The organism is Pseudomonas sp. HP_12 (assembly GCF_055283955.1).
The window spans coordinates 1-17,748 of sequence record NZ_JBTOQG010000015.1; the positions used below are offsets into that span (position 1 = coordinate 1).

21 protein-coding genes are annotated in these 17,748 nt (G+C 62.3%); 9 read left to right on the top strand and 12 right to left on the bottom strand.

The genetic code is table 11. The features are described from left to right. Positions 1-276 precede the first annotated feature (276 nt). Positions 277-2,160, top strand: a complete 1,884-nt coding sequence (locus ACYASU_RS12815; RefSeq protein ID WP_463583022.1) for a TonB-dependent receptor domain-containing protein — start codon at positions 277-279, stop codon at positions 2,158-2,160. Positions 2,161-2,178: 18 nt separating this feature from the next. Here ACYASU_RS12815 and ACYASU_RS12820 read toward each other — a convergent pair whose 3' ends face one another. From ACYASU_RS12820 to nrdR, 11 genes are all read right to left on the bottom strand, one after another. Next, a complete protein-coding gene (locus ACYASU_RS12820; RefSeq protein ID WP_463583023.1) occupies positions 2,179-2,979 on the bottom strand; it encodes a cobalamin-binding protein in 801 nt (266 codons plus the stop codon). A 43-nt stretch (positions 2,980-3,022) separates the two neighbouring features. Next, positions 3,023-3,640, bottom strand: a complete 618-nt coding sequence (gene ribA, locus ACYASU_RS12825) for a GTP cyclohydrolase II (protein ID WP_192173797.1) — start codon at positions 3,638-3,640, stop codon at positions 3,023-3,025. A 106-nt stretch (positions 3,641-3,746) separates the two neighbouring features. Further along, positions 3,747-4,493, bottom strand: a complete 747-nt coding sequence (locus tag ACYASU_RS12830; protein WP_463583024.1) for a substrate-binding periplasmic protein — start codon at positions 4,491-4,493, stop codon at positions 3,747-3,749. Positions 4,494-4,549: 56 nt separating this feature from the next. Continuing rightward, positions 4,550-5,059, bottom strand: coding sequence for a phosphatidylglycerophosphatase A family protein (locus ACYASU_RS12835; RefSeq protein WP_346627625.1), 510 nt, complete (start codon positions 5,057-5,059; stop codon positions 4,550-4,552). Further along, complete coding sequence (gene thiL, locus ACYASU_RS12840; protein WP_463583025.1) at positions 5,056-6,021, bottom strand: thiamine-phosphate kinase; 966 nt, start codon at positions 6,019-6,021, stop codon at positions 5,056-5,058. Before thiL ends, ACYASU_RS12835 begins: the two co-directional genes overlap by 4 nt. 37 nt (positions 6,022-6,058) lie before the next feature. Continuing rightward, complete coding sequence (nusB, locus tag ACYASU_RS12845; RefSeq protein WP_282370125.1) at positions 6,059-6,559, bottom strand: transcription antitermination factor NusB; 501 nt, start codon at positions 6,557-6,559, stop codon at positions 6,059-6,061. Next, on the bottom strand, positions 6,556-7,032 hold the full coding sequence (gene ribH, locus ACYASU_RS12850) for a 6,7-dimethyl-8-ribityllumazine synthase (RefSeq protein ID WP_037017809.1): 477 nt from the start codon (positions 7,030-7,032) through the stop codon (positions 6,556-6,558). Before ribH ends, nusB begins: the two co-directional genes overlap by 4 nt. Before the next feature lie 147 nt (positions 7,033-7,179). Beyond that, a complete protein-coding gene (gene ribBA, locus ACYASU_RS12855) occupies positions 7,180-8,271 on the bottom strand; it encodes a bifunctional 3,4-dihydroxy-2-butanone-4-phosphate synthase/GTP cyclohydrolase II (RefSeq protein WP_192173801.1) in 1,092 nt (363 codons plus the stop codon). 17 nt (positions 8,272-8,288) lie between these two features. Next, positions 8,289-8,960 (bottom strand): riboflavin synthase, encoded by a 672-nt coding sequence (locus ACYASU_RS12860; RefSeq protein WP_192173802.1) that lies wholly within the window; start codon positions 8,958-8,960, stop codon positions 8,289-8,291. Between the two features lie 46 nt (positions 8,961-9,006). Further along, entirely contained in the window at positions 9,007-10,146 is a 1,140-nt protein-coding gene (gene ribD, locus ACYASU_RS12865) for a bifunctional diaminohydroxyphosphoribosylaminopyrimidine deaminase/5-amino-6-(5-phosphoribosylamino)uracil reductase RibD (protein WP_463583026.1), read from the bottom strand. A 2-nt stretch (positions 10,147-10,148) separates the two neighbouring features. Next, complete coding sequence (nrdR, locus tag ACYASU_RS12870) at positions 10,149-10,613, bottom strand: transcriptional regulator NrdR (RefSeq protein ID WP_265388127.1); 465 nt, start codon at positions 10,611-10,613, stop codon at positions 10,149-10,151. Positions 10,614-10,787: 174 nt separating this feature from the next. Here nrdR and ACYASU_RS12875 point away from each other — a divergent pair, with 174 nt between their 5' ends. From ACYASU_RS12875 to trxA, 3 genes are all read left to right on the top strand, one after another. Further along, a complete protein-coding gene (locus ACYASU_RS12875; protein WP_463583027.1) occupies positions 10,788-11,240 on the top strand; it encodes a hypothetical protein in 453 nt (150 codons plus the stop codon). After that, entirely contained in the window at positions 11,237-11,893 is a 657-nt protein-coding gene (locus ACYASU_RS12880; RefSeq protein ID WP_463583028.1) for a class I SAM-dependent methyltransferase, read from the top strand. Before ACYASU_RS12875 ends, ACYASU_RS12880 begins: the two co-directional genes overlap by 4 nt. Before the next feature lie 103 nt (positions 11,894-11,996). Continuing rightward, the gene (gene trxA / locus ACYASU_RS12885; protein WP_122623971.1) at positions 11,997-12,869 is read left to right on the top strand and encodes a thioredoxin; all 873 of its coding nucleotides are present in this window, start codon (positions 11,997-11,999) and stop codon (positions 12,867-12,869) included. 184 nt (positions 12,870-13,053) lie between these two features. Here trxA and ACYASU_RS12890 read toward each other — a convergent pair whose 3' ends face one another. Continuing rightward, positions 13,054-13,407: a hypothetical protein gene (locus tag ACYASU_RS12890; protein ID WP_463583029.1), complete on the bottom strand. Its 354-nt coding sequence runs from the start codon at positions 13,405-13,407 to the stop codon at positions 13,054-13,056. A gap of 173 nt (positions 13,408-13,580) precedes the next feature. On the opposite strand from ACYASU_RS12890, the gene ACYASU_RS12895 reads away from it, so the two are divergent. From ACYASU_RS12895 to ACYASU_RS12915, 5 genes are all read left to right on the top strand, one after another. Beyond that, the gene (locus ACYASU_RS12895; RefSeq protein ID WP_463583030.1) at positions 13,581-14,159 is read left to right on the top strand and encodes a DUF2796 domain-containing protein; all 579 of its coding nucleotides are present in this window, start codon (positions 13,581-13,583) and stop codon (positions 14,157-14,159) included. A gap of 63 nt (positions 14,160-14,222) precedes the next feature. Next, positions 14,223-14,933 carry an ABC transporter ATP-binding protein gene (locus tag ACYASU_RS12900; RefSeq protein WP_463583031.1) on the top strand — a complete coding sequence of 237 codons (711 nt, stop codon included), beginning with the start codon at positions 14,223-14,225 and terminating at the stop codon, positions 14,931-14,933. A gap of 1 nt (position 14,934) precedes the next feature. Further along, positions 14,935-16,200 carry an ABC transporter permease gene (locus tag ACYASU_RS12905; RefSeq protein WP_463583032.1) on the top strand — a complete coding sequence of 422 codons (1,266 nt, stop codon included), beginning with the start codon at positions 14,935-14,937 and terminating at the stop codon, positions 16,198-16,200. 10 nt (positions 16,201-16,210) lie between these two features. Further along, positions 16,211-16,735, top strand: coding sequence for a DUF3299 domain-containing protein (locus ACYASU_RS12910; protein ID WP_205487251.1), 525 nt, complete (start codon positions 16,211-16,213; stop codon positions 16,733-16,735). 322 nt (positions 16,736-17,057) lie between these two features. Next, on the top strand, positions 17,058-17,744 hold the full coding sequence (locus ACYASU_RS12915; protein WP_282370151.1) for an OmpW/AlkL family protein: 687 nt from the start codon (positions 17,058-17,060) through the stop codon (positions 17,742-17,744). Positions 17,745-17,748 lie beyond the last annotated feature (4 nt).

Here is a 17,748-nt window from a genome sequence, read left to right on the forward strand (position 1 = left end):
CATCGCCTGACACTCAGCATTCGCGAGCAAGCTCGCTCCCACAGTTAATTTTTCAGCAGGTCCATCTATGGCATTGTCCGGGTGATCGGAGGCGTGAGACTGTCCTGCTGTTTTTGTACACCGCAATCAGCTGACAAACGCGAATCCTGTGGGAGTGAGCTTGCTCACGAAGACGTCTGCCCATTTAACGTATCTTCATCGCCTGTAACCCGGCATTCGCGAGCAAGCTCGCTCCCACTGGGGCCAGGGGTGTCAGACAGCATACTTGTATAGAACATGACGATTTCCCGCCTCGCCCTCGCTTTCTCCCTCATCCCCGCCACCCAGGCCTTCGCCGATCAGCCTGATCGCGAAAGCGCCCTGAAGCTGGACAGCGTGGTGATCAGCGCCAATCGCCAGGTCGAGCAGCGTGATGCCAGCACTGCGGCGAGCACCGTATTCACCCGTGCCGACATCGAGCGGCTGCAACCGAGTAGCGTCACTGACCTGCTGAGTCGCGTGCCCGGCGTGCAAGTGGCGCCCAGCGGCGGCCGGGGCAGTTTGCCGGGGATTTTCATTCGCGGGACCAAGGCTGCGCAGAGTCTGGTGTTGGTCGATGGCCAGCGCATTGCCAATGCGACGTCGGCGGACAGTAACCTGCAATACCTCAACGTCGAGCAGATCGAGCGAGTGGAAGTGCTGCGCGGATCACGCTCGGTCATCTACGGCGCTGACGCCATTGGCGGCGTGATCCAGATCTTCACCCGACGGGGCGCCGAGCAAGGCCTCCAGGCCCGCCTGCATACGGGTTTTGGCAATCGCGGCACCCAGCAGCAGAGCCTCGGCGTGTCGGGCGGCGATCAACAGACGCATTTCAACCTCAGCACCAGCCTGGATGAAACGGCAGGCATCGACCGCACCGGCCCGTCCTTCGCCAGCGATGACGATCACGACGCCTACCGCAATAAATTCCTGAGCCTGAACCTAAGCCACTGGCTCAGCGACGACGTGGAGGTCGGCTTCAACGCTCTGGATAATCGGGGCAAGACCGAGTTCGACAACCCGTTCGGTCTGTTCGACCCGGTGACGTTCAACACCGTGGGTCAGCAGCAGTACAGCAAGTTTGACCTGAGCAGCCTCGGCACCTACGTCGACGCCCGCATCAACCAGACCTGGAAAACCCGTCTGGAGCTGGGCCACAGCGAGAACCGCGAAAAGACGCTGGATAAGCTGAGCGACGATCACTACGTGTTCAACACCTACCGCGACTCGTTCAATTGGCAGAACGACCTGACCCTGGACGACCGCAACAGCCTGATGCTGGGAGCCGACTGGTACGAAGACCGCGTCAACAGCAGCACGGCGTTCGACGAGGAAAGCCGCTGGAACCGCGCGGCGTTCATCCAGCATCGTTTCAAAGGCGAGCACTTCTCGACCGAGCTGGGCCTGCGCCACGATCAGAACGAGCAGTTCGGCAGCCAGAACACCTGGAGCGGCACCCTCACCGTTCCACTCAATGACGCCAACGACGTGCTGCTGTCCTACAGCGAAGGCTTCCGCGCGCCGACATTCAATGACCTGTATTACCCGGACTTCAGTAACCCGAATCTCAAACCCGAGCACTCCAAAAGCTACGAGCTGCAATGGCGCAGTCGCCTGAGCGAAACCGCCCGCCTTGAGGCCTCGCTGTATCGCACTGATCTGCAGGACGCGATTGCCCTCGACAGCGACTTTCGCCCTCAGAACATCGGCTCGGCACGGATCAATGGTGTCGAAGCGTCCCTTGAGCAGCAATTGTTCGGCTGGACCGGCAAGCTCGGCGCGTCGGTCATCGACCCGCGTGACCGTGACACTGGGCACACGCTCAACCGTCGCGCTCGCCGCACCCTGAACCTCGATCTTGATCGGCAGTTCGATCGCCTCGGTGTCGGCGCCAGTTGGCAGGCCGTCAGCGACAGCTACAACGATGAAGCCAACACCCAGCACATCGGCGGCTATTCGTTGTTCGGGTTGCGCAGCAGCTGGAAAGCCAGCGACGAAGTGAAGCTTGAGTTCAAGCTGGATAACGCCCTGGACAAACGCTACAGCCGCACGCTGTACAGCTTCGATGGCAGCAATCACGGCTATCGCGAAGAGGGTCGAACGTGGATGTTTGGCGTGACCTGGACGCCTGAGCTGTAGATTTGCAGCCCGCCTGATCTAGCGTTCTGGCGCTATTACGCTGCACACCTTCGCCACCGCTTCCACCATCTGCCCGCTTGCTCGTTCGAGGCCTTTATCGGGCACGGCAAACAGGCGACCGGCTTTTACGGCCTTCAACTGCGACCAGCTTTTCCATGCCGGCAACAATGCAGCGTCGCTGGCGAGAATCACGTCCGGATCTCGCTGCAGCACTGACTCGATACTCACCTGCGGCGCCGGCAGGGTCAGGTCTTCAAACACGTTGCGTGCGCCGCAGACGGTCAGTGCATCGCTGATGATCTGGCCGCCGCCTACGGTGTAAAGCGGCTGATCCCACACTTGGTAGAACACCTTCAGCGGGACATCGCGGCGATAACGCTCACGCAATCCGGCCAATCGCTGACGGAAATCCCCCGCTACTTGTCGTCCACGATCGGCGAGGCCAAGGCGTTCGCCCATCTGCTCGATCTGATCAGCCAGTTCTTTCAGCGTGTGAGGCTCGGCGGTGTAGGCGGGAATGTTCAGGCGCTTCAGTTGGTCGCGCTGTGCCGCGCTGACGCTGCCGGGCCACAGCAGCAAAAGATCCGGCTGCAAACTGAGCAAACGCTCGATGTCGAGCTGCCCGTAGCGACCCACCGATGGCAGGCGTGCCACCTTTGTCGGGCGTGGACCGCCGTCGAGCACACCGACCAACAGATCGGCGGCATCCAGTTCGATAACAATTTCAGTAAGAGAAGGTGCGAGGCTAACGACCCGCTGCGCAGCGCCGGCCTGAAAAGCAACCAGCAACAGGAGAAAGGCAACCCAGCGGCGCATCAAGCGCGTCCAGCCTGCGCCAGACGACGGCGCAGACTGCAAAGCATCACGCCGGATCGACTTCGCTTTGATGCTCGTTGCCCATCATGTGGCCCAGCTTGCCGGCCTTGGTCGCCAGATAGAGCTTGTTGTGCGGATTGTGGCCGGTGTGCAGCGGCACACGCTCGGCGACGGTGATGCCCATGTCGGTCAGCGCTTTGACCTTGCGCGGATTATTGGTCATCAGACGCAGGGACTGGATGCCCAGATGCTCCAGCATCGGCAGGCAAATGCCGTAATCGCGCTGGTCAGCGGCGAAGCCCAGGCGCTCGTTCGCTTCAACGGTGTCGGCACCGCCGTCCTGCAATTCATACGCGCGGATCTTGTTCATCAAGCCTATGCCGCGGCCTTCCTGGCGCAGGTACAACAGCACGCCGCGGCCTTCGGCGGCGATGGCGCGCAACGCCGCCTCGAGCTGGGAACCGCAGTCGCAGCGCTGACTGAACAGCGCATCACCGGTCAGGCATTCGGAATGCACACGGCCGAGTACCGGGGCCCCGTCTGACACATCGCCGAGGGTCAGCACGACATGCTCGCGACCGTTTTCCTGCTCGAGAAAGCCGTTCATCTTGAAAGTGGCAAAAGGGGTAGGCAGCTTGGAAGCCGCGACAAATACGACGGGCACCGGGTGCTCCTGATCAGTATGAGGGCTGGAAATTCGCAACATTGTAACAGCAGGTTCCTGCAGACGCTTAGGCTGAATTGTCGGCCAATCAGATCAACAAGTTTGATCAGTGGGCAGCGTCATTACCGGATTGACGACCGTCTGTGTCGAACGGATACGCATGCTTCCAGCGTGCAAAGATCGGCCGCAGCTTGCCGCTGTGCACAAGTTCGCCCATCCGTACGTCAAACAGATCGCGCAGCGCGTGCCCTCGCGGGGTATCCGCAAAGCTCAGGTACAAAGGAATGGACGTGAGATAGGTCAGCCGATAACGCTGAGGATCGTCGCTTTGGGCGAGGACGAAGTCCATTTCCGGTTTGGCATCGATATACAGATCCGCGCGCCCGTATTCGAGCATCGGCAGAATGTGATCGCGCCGGGCGACCTCGTTGAAGTGCGTCACGTTGGGCAGATAGTGCTGATACTCGTAGCCACGCACCCAGGCCAAGCGGTATTTGCCCAGCGTCTGCAGAGAAGGAAGCGGCTTGGAGGCCAGACCCAGCGTGTAAATCTCGTCGGTGTCGTAGTTCCACTTCGAGTAGAGCGTGCCCTCGACCTCATCCTTGTAGGCGGCAATCCACGCGTCGGCCTCGCCCCGCTGCACCAGCCCGACCGCGCGGGTGTACGGCTCGATGCGCTGCTCGACCTTGACGCCGGCCGGCTCGAAGATCTCATGCATCAAATCCCAACCCAGCCCCGTGCCGTCGGTTTCGGTGTAACCAATCCAGTGCTCGCTGACCAGCTGGATGTCAGTAGGCTTGTCAGACATCGGCGCAGGGGTTGCCGCATCGGCAGTCGCCCAGACACTTGTCATCAGCAACCACACAGCGAGCAGCCATCCCACCCCTGAACGCCTCATGAGCGTAGCCCCTACATCACGGCCCACAGCCAGACCAGCCCTTGCATTGCCAGCCATGCGAAAACACCGGCCAAGACATCATCGAGCATGATGCCGACGCCGCCGTGCACATGCTTGTCGATCCAGTGAATGGGCCAGGGCTTGAGAATGTCGAAAAAGCGGAATACCAGGAAACCCACCAGCAGCCAGCCCCAGCCTTCGGGTACCAGCCACAAAGTAATCCACATCCCGACCATCTCGTCCCAGACGATGCCTTCATGGTCGTGAACGCGCAGGTCGTCCGCCACCTTGCCGCACAGCCAGAAGCCGAACAGTATCGTCAGGCCGAGCACCAGCCAGTAGCCCCAGTCCGGCAGCATTTGCCACAGCGGGATAAACGGCACGGCAACCATCGAACCCCAGGTGCCGGGCGCTTTGGGCAATGTGCCGGAGCCGAAACCGAAGGCCAGGAAATGCCACGGATTGGTCCAAACGGACGGAGGAACGTTCTCCGCCGGGACCTGATTAGGATGATCTGTCACCGTGTCTCCTGAAAATGTTGATAGCCCCGAATCAACGGGGTGACGTCCTGCCCAAGTGCGTCGATCAGCGCCACGCCGTGGCCTTCGACCACCCGACCCAGAACGAAAACAGGCAAGCCGGCGGCCTGCAGTTCAGCCAGCCATGATGGCGGCAAGGTGAAGGCCAGTCTGTAGTCATCGCCCCCGGCAAGCGCCGCATTCAACGCCGCATCAGGCCCGAAAAAACTCAGCAGCGCGTCAGACATCGGCACTTTTTCGCGCTCAACGAGCAAGCGCACGCCCGAGGCGGTGGCGATATGTCCGCAGTCGGCGAGCAGTCCGTCAGAGATGTCCAGCGCCGCGCTGGCCTTGCCGCGCAACGCGATGCCCAGCTCGAACTGCGGCTGCGGCGACCAGTAACGCGCCAGCAAGGCCTGAGTGGTAGACGCCTCGGTGCTGCGCTGGTTCAACACCAACGGCAGCGCTCCGGCCCCGTCGCCCAGCGGACCGCCCACGCACAACAAATCGCCGGGCCGTGCACCGCTTCGGGTCAAGGCCTGCCCGGTGGGAACGGTGCCGAATACGGTGACGGTCAGGCTGAACGGCCCGCGCGTCGTGTCGCCACCGATCAGACGCAGGCCGCAGCTTTGGGCCATGGCGTTCAAACCACGGGCGAACGCTTCCAGCCAGTCGGCGGAAACCTGCGGCAGGGTCAGAGCAAGGGTAAAAGCGAGAGGACTGGCGCCCATGGCAGCCAGGTCGCTGGCCGACACGCCGAGAGCGCGCTGGCCGAGCAGGAAAGGAGCGCAGACGTCGGGGAAATGCACCCCGGCGACCAGCGTGTCAGTGGAGACGGCGAGTTGCTCGCCAGCGGCCACCGACAACAGGGCGCAGTCGTCGCCGATCCCCAAGGCAACGCCTTCGCCGGGCTGCGCGCAGGGCGCAGCGGCAAAGTAATTGCGGATCAGCTCGAACTCGCCCATGGCGGAGACGCTCAGGTTCTGGAGAAACCCAGAAGCCTCAGCGCTTGTGCGCCTTCACTTCGACTTCGCGCAGACGCGGAGCCAGCTTGTCGAGCACGCCGTTGACGAACTTGTGGCCGTCGGTCGAACCGTAGACTTTCGCCAGCTCGATACCTTCGTTGATGACCACACGGTACGGCACGTCGATGCGCTCCAGCAGCTCCCAGGTCGACAGACGCAGAACCGCCAGCTCAACCGGGTCCAGCTCGTCGATGGTCAGGTCCAGACATGGCGCCAGCGCTGCGTCGATCTTGTCCTGATTGCCCGGAACACCGTGGAGGATGTCGTGGAAGTAAGCGGCATCGACGGAGGTGAAGTCGTTGTCGACGCGGAATTGTGCTTCGATTTCGTTCAGCGACTGGCCAGCCATGTGGCGCTGGTAAAGGGCCTGCATCGCCATCTGGCGAGCCGCACGGCGCTTTTCGCTTTTCGATGGCTTGCCAGCGTCTGCCGCACGTGGATCACGCGGGTTGAACTGATCGCTTTCGTCGTTAATCACTTGGCCTCCAACTGCGCCAACAGGCTGACCATCTCGATGGCTGACAAGGCAGCTTCAGCGCCTTTGTTGCCGGCCTTGGTGCCGGAACGCTCGATCGCCTGCTCGATGGAATCGACAGTCAGGACGCCGAACGCGACCGGTACGCCGAACTCCATGGACACCTGGGACAGGCCCTTGGTGCATTCGCCAGCGACGTATTCGAAGTGCGGGGTGCCGCCACGAATGACGGCGCCGAGGGCGATGATGGCGGCGAATTCGCTGCGTTGAGCGACCTTCTGCACGACCAGCGGGATTTCGAACGCGCCCGGTGCGCGGATGATGGTGATGTCGCTTTCGCTCACGCCATGGCGAACCAGGGCATCAACGGCACCGCTCACCAGGCTTTCGACGACGAAGCTGTTGAAGCGGCCAACCACCAGGGCATAGCGACCTTGGGGGGCGATGAAGGTACCTTCGATGGTCTTCAGGGTCATTCGGCTGAGTCTCGTGTTCTCGTATTAAAGAGCATGAAAGCGCGCATCGGGCGCGCGCTTTCAGGGATTTTAGGCCACGAATGGACGACTGCAGGGACCAGAACCACCCACGGCTGAACGCTGTCGGGGCCTGTCACCTGCCGGCCATTATTCGGAGGGCACGTATTCTACAACTTCCAGATCGAAACCGGATATCGCATTGAACTTCATTGGCGAACTCATCAGGCGCATTTTGCGCACGCCGAGGTCACGAAGGATCTGCGAACCGGCACCGACCGTACTGTAAGTGGTCGGCGTCTTGATCGGCGTGCCGCCAGCGGTTTCACGCACATGGGCCAGAACCGTGTCGCCATCGAGGGGGTGACCGAGCAGCAGCACGACGCCGCTGCCGGCCTCGGCCACGGTCTTCATGGCAGCGCGCAGGCTCCAGCGGCCGGGCTGCTTGACCATCAACAGGTCGCGCAGCGGGTCCATGTTATGCACCCGAACCAGTGTGGCTTCTTCCGCGCAGATCTTGCCCAGCGTCAGCGCCAGGTGCACGTCACCTTCGACGGAATCGCGGTAGGTCACCAGATTGAAATGGCCCAGTTCGCTGTCGAGAGGCTGCTCGGCGATCCGCTGAACGGTACGTTCGTGGATCATCCGGTAATGGATCAGGTCGGCAATGGTACCGATCTTGATGTTGTGCTCGGCCGCGAAAGCTTCCAGTTCAGTACGACGGGACATGGTGCCGTCGTCGTTCATGACTTCGCAGATCACGCCGGTCGGCTCGAAACCGGCCATGCGCGCCAAGTCGCATGCCGCTTCCGTGTGGCCTGCGCGGGACAACGTGCCGCCGGCCTGGGCCATCAGCGGGAAGATGTGGCCCGGGCTGACGATGTCTTCGGCCTTGGCATCCTTGGCAGCAGCCGCCTGAACGGTGCGCGCGCGGTCGGCGGCGGAAATCCCGGTGGTCACACCCTCGGCGGCTTCAATGGACACGGTGAACTTGGTGCCGAAGCCCGAGCCATTGCGCGGCGCCATCAGGGGCAGTTTCAGGGTCTCGCAGCGCTCGCGGGTCATCGGCATGCAGATCAGGCCACGGGCGTAACGCGCCATGAAGTTGATGTGCTCGGCCTTGACGCACTCGGAGGCCATGATCAGATCGCCTTCGTTCTCGCGGTCTTCGTCATCCATGAGGATGACCATCTTGCCTTGGCGAATGTCTTCAACCAGTTCTTCGATGCTGTTGAGCGCCACGCGGCACCCCCTTCGATTCAGGATTTGAGGTAGCCGTTGGCGGCCAGAAAGCTTTCGCTGATGTTGCCGCCCTGGGCTGGTGTCGGATCGGCCGCTTTGTCACCGAGCAGCAAACGCTCGAGGTAACGCGCCAGCAGGTCGACTTCCAGGTTGATCTTACGGCCCGGGCGGTAGTCGCCCATGATGGTTTCGGCGAGCGTGTGCGGCACGATGGTCAGCTCGAACTCAGCGCCGTTGACGGCGTTTACGGTCAGGCTGGTGCCGTCGACGGTGATCGAGCCCTTGTGGGAGATGTACTTGGCCAGCTCGCGAGGGGCGCGCATGCGGAACTGGATCGCACGGGCGTTTTCTTCTCGGGACAGTACTTCGCCGACGCCGTCGACGTGGCCGCTGACCAGATGGCCGCCCAGGCGGGTGGTCGGGGTCAGGGCTTTTTCCAGATTGACCCGGCTGCCGGTTTTCAGATCGACGAAGGCAGTGACGTTCAGGGTTTCGCGGCTGACGTCAGCCCAGAAGCCGTCGCCTGGCAATTCAACGGCGGTCAGGCAGACGCCGTTGACCGCGATGCTGTCGCCCAGTTTGACGTCGGAAAGGTCGAGCTTGCCGGTCTCTACGTAAACGCGGACGTCGCCGCCTTTCGGAGTGATGGCGCGGATGCTGCCGATGGATTCGATGATGCCGGTAAACATGGGTGCTCCTGGAAAACAGGGCCAGCGCTGAGCGCGGAAGCCGGAATTATACGCCGGGGTGCGACGCGGGTATTGCAATGACTCGCCAGTCATTGCCGACCGCGCGCATTTCGACGATCTTGAGTTCGAGCGCCTCGCTCATCTGCGCCAGCGGCAGGTCTAGCAACGGTCGCGCCGACGAGCCCATGAACTTGCCCGCCACGAAGATCTGAAATTCATCCACCAGGCCCAGCCGGGTAAACGCGCCGGCCAGTTTGGGACCGGCTTCGACCAGCACGTCATTCACGCCCCGGGCCGCCAGTTCAACCAGCAACTTGCGCAGGTCGACATGCCCGCCGCTGCTGGGCAGTGCCAGCAGTTCGTGCCCTTCGTCGTGGTAGCGCTCGCGGGCCGATGCAGCGGCGCAGGTCACCACCAGCGCGTTGCCCGTTGTAAAGAACGGCGCATCGAGGGGCACCCGCAAACGCCCGTCGATCAACACGCGCAACGGCGGTCGGGTCGCGGCCAAGGCGCAGAGTTCGGCGTTCAGGCCCAACTCGTCAGGGCGCACGGTGAGCCGCGCGTTGTCGGCGAGCACGGTATCGGCGCCGGTCAGCACCACGCTCGACTGCGCACGCAGGCGCTGCACGGCAGATCGCGCTTCAGGGCCGGTGATCCACTGGCTTTCGCCGCTGGCCATGGCCGTGCGTCCGTCGAGGCTCATCGCCAGCTTGACCCGCACGTAGGGCAGGCCGTGTTCCATGCGCTTGAGAAACCCTTTGTTCAGCGCCCGCGCTTCGCTTTCGAGCACGCCGCTCTGCACCGCAATGCCCGCGTTCATCAGGCGCAACAGGCCACGGCCGGCGACGTCGGGATTGGGGTCTTGCATGGCGGCGACCACACGCGCCACACCGGCGTTGACCAGCGCGTCGGCGCACGGCGGGGTGCGGCCATGATGACTGCAGGGTTCGAGGGTGACGTAAGCGGTGGCGCCCTTCGCCTTGTCGCCCGCCTCGCGCAGCGCATGCACTTCAGCGTGGGGCTCGCCGGCGCGGACGTGCCAGCCTTCGCCAACAATTGCGCCATCACGCACGATCACGCAGCCAACACGCGGGTTGGGATGCGTCGAGTAGACGCCCTTGCGCGCCAGTTCCAGCGCCCGCGCCATGTAGGCTGCGTCGAGCACGCCTTGCTCTGTCGAGGTCATGCTCACTCTTTAGCCGGCTCGCGGGCCAGTCGGTCGATTTCTTCGCGGAATTCGTTGAGGTCCTGAAACCGCCGATAAACAGAAGCAAAGCGGATGTAGGCCACTTCGTCGAGCTTCTGCAATTCGCCCATGACCAGCTCTCCAACGATCAGCGATTTGACCTCGCGCTCGCCGGTCGCACGCAGTTTGCTTTTGATATGGGCCAGGGCCGCTTCGAGACGCTCGACGCTGACCGGGCGCTTCTCCAGCGCGCGCTGCATGCCGGCGCGCAGCTTCTCTTCGTCGAAGGGCTGACGGCTGCCGTCCTGCTTGATCAGCCGGGGCAGAACCAGTTCAGCGGTTTCGAATGTGGTGAAGCGTTCTTCGCAGGCGACGCATTCGCGGCGGCGGCGAACCTGATCGCCTTCAGCAACGAGGCGCGAGTCAATGACTTTGGTGTCGTTGGCACCGCAAAAGGGACAGTGCATGGTGGCAGGCAACAAAAAAAGGGAGGGCCATGGTAGCGCATCTCGCTGGCAAGACAAGTCCGGGGCTTTAAGGTATATAGACGCGCATTCAGTGCGGTGAAACCTGTCGCACTCAGCGATACTGCGCCATCCCGTGCGTATCTCGCCCGCATTCTGCTTTGTCTGGAGCTGTTCATGACGCTACGTACGCTTGCTGTAATCAGCCTTGTGGGCCTGCTCGCTGCCTGCAGCACGGCCGAAGCGCCGAAACCTGCGGCACCCGCCAAACCTGCGCCCAACGCCATTACGCTGCCGGAAGGGCAAGGTCCGTTGCAGCCGTTCCAGCGCGAATTGAGCGGCCAGTTGCTGGGCGTGCCGGCCGGCGCAGAAGTCGAACTGGCGCTGCTGGTCATCGACGATCGCAATCGCCCGCAGAAGCTGCTGACCAGTACCAAACTGATGGGTAACAACCAGTCGCTGCCGTTCCAGCTGCGCTTCAATCCTGAGGCCTTTCCGGTGGGCGCGCGCGTTGAACTGCGCGGCCGCGCCAGCAAGTCGGGGCAGCTGATTCTGCATCTGCCGTCCGTGCTAATCACCCAGCCCACCACTCAGGCGCTGGGTCAGCTGCAATTCGCTCCCGCGCCGTGACCGCGCCGTTTCACCTGCAAGCCGCATTGGGCGAACTGTTGGGTGATGCGCAACTGGTTGCCGAAGCGCTGCCGGGGACGGACCTGAAGCTGTGGCTGATCGACGCAAACAATATGGATCGCGCGTTCAGCCCCGAAGAAACCCGGCGCATTCTTGAAGACCCGCCCTACTGGAGTTTCTGCTGGGCCAGTGGCTTGGCGCTGGCGCGCTTTCTCGCCGAGCAGCCGCAGTGGGTCGCGGGCAAGCGCGTGCTGGATTTCGGCGCGGGCTCGGGTGTCGCAGGCGTCGCGGCGATGAAGGCCGGGGCGCTCGAAGTCGTCGCCTGTGATCTCGATCCGCTGGCGATCGGGGCCTGCCGAGCCAACGCTGAGCTGAACGGCGTGACGCTTCAGTATTCGGGCGACTTCTTCGCCGAGGAGGATCGTTTCGACCTGATCCTGGTGGCCGACGTGCTGTACGACCGCGCCAACCTGCCGCTGCTGGATCAGTTTCTCAGTCGCGGAGAAGAGGCGTTGGTGGCCGATTCCCGGGTGCGGGATTTCCAGCATCCTCTTTATAAAAGACTGGGGATTCTGGAGGCGCTGACGCTGCCCGATCTGGCCGAGCCGTGGGAGTTTCGCAGGGTGAGTCTTTATCATGCGGTCAGGTCATGACTCGCTTCGCGCCTGCAATTTAGCGCCAGGCATCAACCCCGCTTCCGACAATCCCCCCAGCGCTTTATAGTTCGCGCCATCAAGCCTTTTTTCGAGACCCGCGATGAGCCAGGACACGCCGTACATCTTCGATGCGACCACCGCCACTTTCGATCAGATGGTTATCGAGAACTCCTTTCACAAACCCGTGCTGGTGGATTTCTGGGCCGAGTGGTGTGCGCCGTGCAAGGTGCTGATGCCGCTGCTGCAGCAGATTGCCGAGAGTTATCAGGGCGAGTTGCTGCTGGCAAAGGTCGACTGCGACGCTGAACAGGACATCGTGGCGCGCTTCGGCATTCGCAGCCTGCCCACCGTGGTGCTGTTCAAGGACGGCCAGCCGGTGGATGGGTTCTCCGGCGCCCAGCCTGAATCGCAAATCCGCGCACTGCTTGAGCCCCATGTGCAAATGCCACCGCCGGCCGCCGCCGACCCGCTGAAAACCGCGCAGGCGATGTTCGCCGAGAGCCATTTCGCCGAAGCAGAAGCGGTTCTGCAGACCATCCTCGCCGAGGACAACACAAACGCTGCCGCGCTGATTCTGTATGCGCGCTGCCTGGCCGAACGGGGCGAGCTGACAGAAGCCCGCACGGTGCTGGACGCGGTGAAGAGCGATGAGCACAAAGCCGCGCTGGCAGGGGCGAAGGCGCAATTGACGTTCCTGGGTGAAGCCGCCGCGTTGCCTGACGTCGCCGAGCTGAAGTCGCGCCTGGCGCAGAACCCGCAGGACGACGAAGCCGCGCACCAACTGGCTATCCAGCAATTGTCCCGTCAGCAATACGAAGCCGCGCTGGAAGGACTGCTCAAGCTGTTCATCCGCAACCGCAGCTACAACGAAGGCCAGCCGCACAAGACGCTGCTGCAGGTGTTTGACTTGCTGGGGAATGATCACCCGCTGGTCACGACCTACCGTCGTCGGCTGTTTGCGGCGCTCTACTAGCCTTCCCTGCTGAAGCCGGTCTTTTAATGGACCGAGCCAGTCCCAAGGAATGTACGCGGTCTACTTGTGGGACCGGCTTTAGCCGGGAAGAGGCCCGCACCAGCACCCTCAATTTTGTGGTGTGACGGCTGAAGCATTCCCGGCTAAAGCCGGTCCTACACGGGTCCAAAAACGGTTGTGTGTATCACTCAACCCAGTGATACACCGGCGTGTCGCCCTGGCTTTCCACTTTCACGTTGGCGCTGTGGCGCATCCGCACCATCAGGCGTTTGCCCGCAGCGGTGCTACCCGACAAACCTTCCAGCTGACCGAGCAGATCCGGCCCGGTCAGATGGCCCGCTTTGCGCAACAGCTCTTGAGCGATATCCCAGACAGCATCGTTGCGACTGGCCGCAGGCTTGACGGACGTATCAACCGGCGCCGACGTTGCCTGCACCTGCGCGCCTGGCTGAATACCCAGCCGTGCCCAGTCGGCGTCGTCCATTTCCAAAGTCAGATCCACCGGCAGATCGCCGACGGTTCCACGGATTCGCAGCATGGGGTATGTCCTCTGATAGGGCGGACCGGCATGGTCCCACAGGAATTGTCGACCTGCACGTGATCCCTGAAAGCTCACCCTCCCACAAGGCTGATTGAAAAAGTTAAGAAACAGCGCGACGCATTGTTATAAGATCACATAACAAATTTCAGACTCGCCCCCGGAGCTTCCCCATGCGTCGTTTGCTACTCGCCCTGCCCTTCGCCTTGCTGCCCCTCGCTGCTGCTCAAGCGGCTGATGAACATGACCACGATCATGAGCACGGCAGTCTCGGCGCGCATGTGCATGGTGTCGCGCGGCTGGACATGGCGCTGGACGGTCGCACCCTGGAACTGGAACTCGACACGCCAGCGATGAACATCGTCGGCTTCGAGCACCCGGCAACCACGGACGCAGACAAGATGACGCTTGCTCTGGCCAAGGAAACCCTGCTCAAACCCCATGCCCTGTTCAGTCTCCCGGAAGCAGCCGGATGCACCGCGACCAAACAGCGGGTGGAAAGCACGCTGTTCGGCGACAAGGATGACGACGATCACGACCACGCCGAGGGCGACGCGGCTGAACACGAGCACAGCGAAATTCACGGCCACTATCAGTTCACCTGCAGCGCGCCGAACGTGCTCAACAAGCTCGATCTGACCCAGCTGTTCAAAAGCTTCCCGGCCACCCAGACCATTCAGGTGCAGCTGGTGACACCGAAACGCCAGATGGGCGCTGAAGTGCGTCCGAGCAATCCGGTGGTCAAGTTTTAACCAACGCCACTCCATCAGCGACCGGGCTTCCCGGTCGATCACTTTTCAAACGCACGTGTGGCCATGACTCAAGCGCTCATTGAATTGTCCGAACTCGGCTTCAGCTGGCCGGGGCATCCGCAGCTGCTGGACATTCCGGCGTTTCGCCTCGATGCCGGCGAAACCCTGTTTCTCAAAGGCCCCAGCGGCAGTGGCAAAACCACGCTGCTCGGTCTGCTGGGCGGTGTGCAGCGCCCCAGCCGCGGCAGCGTTCGCCTGCTCGGCCAAGAACTGACACAGCTCTCGGCCGGCGCCCGGGACAGGTTTCGTGTCGACCACACCGGCTACATCTTTCAGCAATTCAATTTGCTGCCGTTTTTGTCGGTGCGTGAGAACGTCGAGCTGCCGTGCCGCTTTTCCAAACTACGCACGCAGCGGGCGACCCAACGCCACGGCAGCGTCGACATAGCGGCCGAAACCTTGCTCGCTCACTTGGGTTTGAAAGACCCCGAAATGCTCAGCCGCCGCGCCGATTCGCTGTCCATCGGTCAGCAGCAACGGGTTGCTGCCGCTCGCGCCCTGATCGGCCAGCCGGAGCTGGTGATCGCTGACGAACCCACCTCGGCGCTGGATGCCGACGCCCGCGAAGCGTTCATTCAGTTGCTGTTCGCCGAATGCCGCGAGGCCGGCGCCAGCCTGCTGTTCGTCAGCCACGATCAGAGCCTGGCGCCGCTGTTCGACCGCAACCTGTCGCTGGCCGAACTCAATCGCGCCGCCATCGCTTCAGAGGTTTGAGATGTATCTTCTTCGCCTGGCGCTGGCCAGCCTCGCCAACCGCTGCTTCACTGCCTTCCTCACCGCGTTCGCCATCGCCCTCTCCGTCTGCCTGCTGCTGGCGGTCGAACGGGTGCGCACCGAAGCACGCGCCAGTTTTGCCAGCACCATCAGCGGCACGGACCTGATCGTCGGCGCACGCTCGGGGTCGGTCAACCTGCTGCTGTACTCGGTGTTCCGCATCGGCAACGCCACCAACAACATTCGCTGGGACAGTTTCGAGCACTTCGCCAACAGCAAGCAGGTGAAGTGGGCGATCCCGATTTCCCTCGGCGACAGCCATCGAGGCTATCGCGTGATGGGCACCAACGAATCGTATTTCGAGCATTACCAGTACGGCCGTCAGCAGCACCTGGAGCTGGCCGACGGTCGGCCGTTCGCCACCGACCCGTTTGAAGTCGTGCTCGGCGCGGAAGTGGCCGACGCGCTGCATTACAAACTCGGCGACAAACTGGTGCTGGCCCACGGCGTTGCGACGGTGAGCCTGGTCAAGCATGACGACAAGCCGTTCACGGTGGTCGGCATTCTCAAGCGCACCGGCACGCCGGTGGACCGCACGCTCCACATCAGCCTGGGCGGCATGGAAGCGATTCACATCGACTGGCACAACGGCGTGCCCGCCCAGGGCGCCGGGCGTATCAGTGCCGATCAGGCCCGCAACATGGACCTCACGCCCACTGCCATCACCGCCTTCATGCTCGGGCTGAACAGCAAGATCGCGACCTTCGCCGTGCAACGGGACATCAACGAATTCCGCGGTGAGCCGATGCTGGCGATTCTGCCGGGGGTGGCGTTGCAGGAGCTGTGGAGCCTGATGGGCACGGCGGAAAAAGCGCTGTTCGTGATCTCGTTGTTCGTCGTGCTGACCGGGTTGATCGGCATGCTCACGGCGATTCTCACCAGCCTCAACGAACGGCGTCGGGAAATGGCTATTCTGCGCTCGGTGGGCGCACGCCCTTGGCACATCGCCAGTCTGCTGGTGCTGGAAGCGTTTGCCCTGGCGCTGGGAGGATCGGTTTGCGGACTGGCGCTGCTTTACATCGGCATTGCCTCCGCGCAGGGTTACGTGCAGGCCAATTACGGTTTGTACCTGCCGCTGTCCCTGCCAAGCACATACGAGTGGACGCTGCTGGCAGGCATTCTCGGCGCTGCGGTGTTGATGGGCACCGTTCCCGCGTGGCGTGCCTATCGCCAGTCGTTGGCAGACGGGCTGTCGATTCGTTTATGAGGTCGTTGTGATGCGGATGGGTTGGCTGCTGTGTTTGATGATTGTCGCTACGCCGTTGTGGGCCCAGGACCTGCGCGTGCTGACGTGGCAGGAAATGATCCCGCCCGACGCGCCACCGGTGAAGCTGATCACCGCGCCGATCCATAACCTGTCGAGCATGGCAGACACCCTGTCCGTCGAGTCCGCGCCGGCCGCCCATCAACTGGCGCCCCATGCGCCGGTGGTCAAGTCGCTGGACGGCGAGCGAGTGCGTCTGCCGGGTTACATCGTGCCGCTGGAAGTCAGCGAGGAAGGCCGGGTGACGGAGTTTCTGTTGGTCCCGTATTTCGGCGCCTGCATTCATGTGCCTCCACCGCCGCCGAATCAGATCGTCCACGTGACCAGCGAACTGGGCGTCAAGGTGGACGAGCTGTACCAGCCCTACTGGATCGAAGGCCCGATGCAGGTCAAATCCTCGACCACCGAACTGGCCGACGCGGGTTACCAGATGGAAGCGGACAAGATTCTGGTGTACGAAATGCCAGATGAGCAGTGAGGGTCGTTAGCAGACGGCGTATTACCGGAAACACGCAGTCCTCGTGGGAGCGAGCTTGCTCGCGAAAGGGACAAGACAACCGCTGCATCTTTAGCGCCTGAATCACCGTCTTCGTGAGCAAGCTCACTCCCACAGAGGCTGTGTATGCTGCACGACAGCGCGACGCCAGGACGACCGAGGATCTGCCACAGAACGACAAGAAGTAAGCCGGCCTGACTACCATTGGCCGTCCTAATTAACGTTTCATTGAGCCAGGTCAAAAACCGCGAGCTAGACGCTTCGTAACATACGGCATCTCTTTTTATGCCCTTACGGAGCCCCCATGCACAAGTCCCTGCTCAGCGTGCCCTTGCTCGCGCTTGCACTCGGTGTCCCCCTCGCCGCTCACGCTCACCAGGCCGGTGACTTCATCATTCGCGCCGGTGCTGCCACGACGGCGCCCAACGAAGAAAGCGGAAACCTGAAGCTGGACGGCACCAAAGTCCCGGGTACCAAAGCGACGCTGGACAGCGACACCCAACTGGGGCTGGCCTTCGCCTACATGCTCACCGATCACGTGGGCCTTGAGTTGCTGGCGGCAACGCCCTTCCAGCACACCGTCGCGGTTAAAGGCCTGGGCCCGGGTCTGGATGGCAAGCTGGCGGACGTGAAACAGCTGCCGCCAACCCTGTCGCTGCAGTACTACCCGATGGACGCGACGTCGAAATTCCAGCCCTATGCCGGTGTCGGCGTGAACTACACCTGGTTCTACGACGAAAACCTGAGCAGCGAACGCAAAGGCCAGGGCATGAACAACCTGCACATCAAGAATTCGTGGGGCTGGGCCGGTCAGATCGGCGCGGACTACATGCTGACGGACAAGATCATGCTCAACGCCGCCGTCTGGTACGTGGACATCGACACCCAAGCCACGCTCGACGGTCCGTCGGCGCTGGGCGTCGGCCGAACCAAAGTGAACGTGGACGTCGATCCGTGGGTGTACATGGTCGGCGTGGGCTACAAGTTCTAAGCGC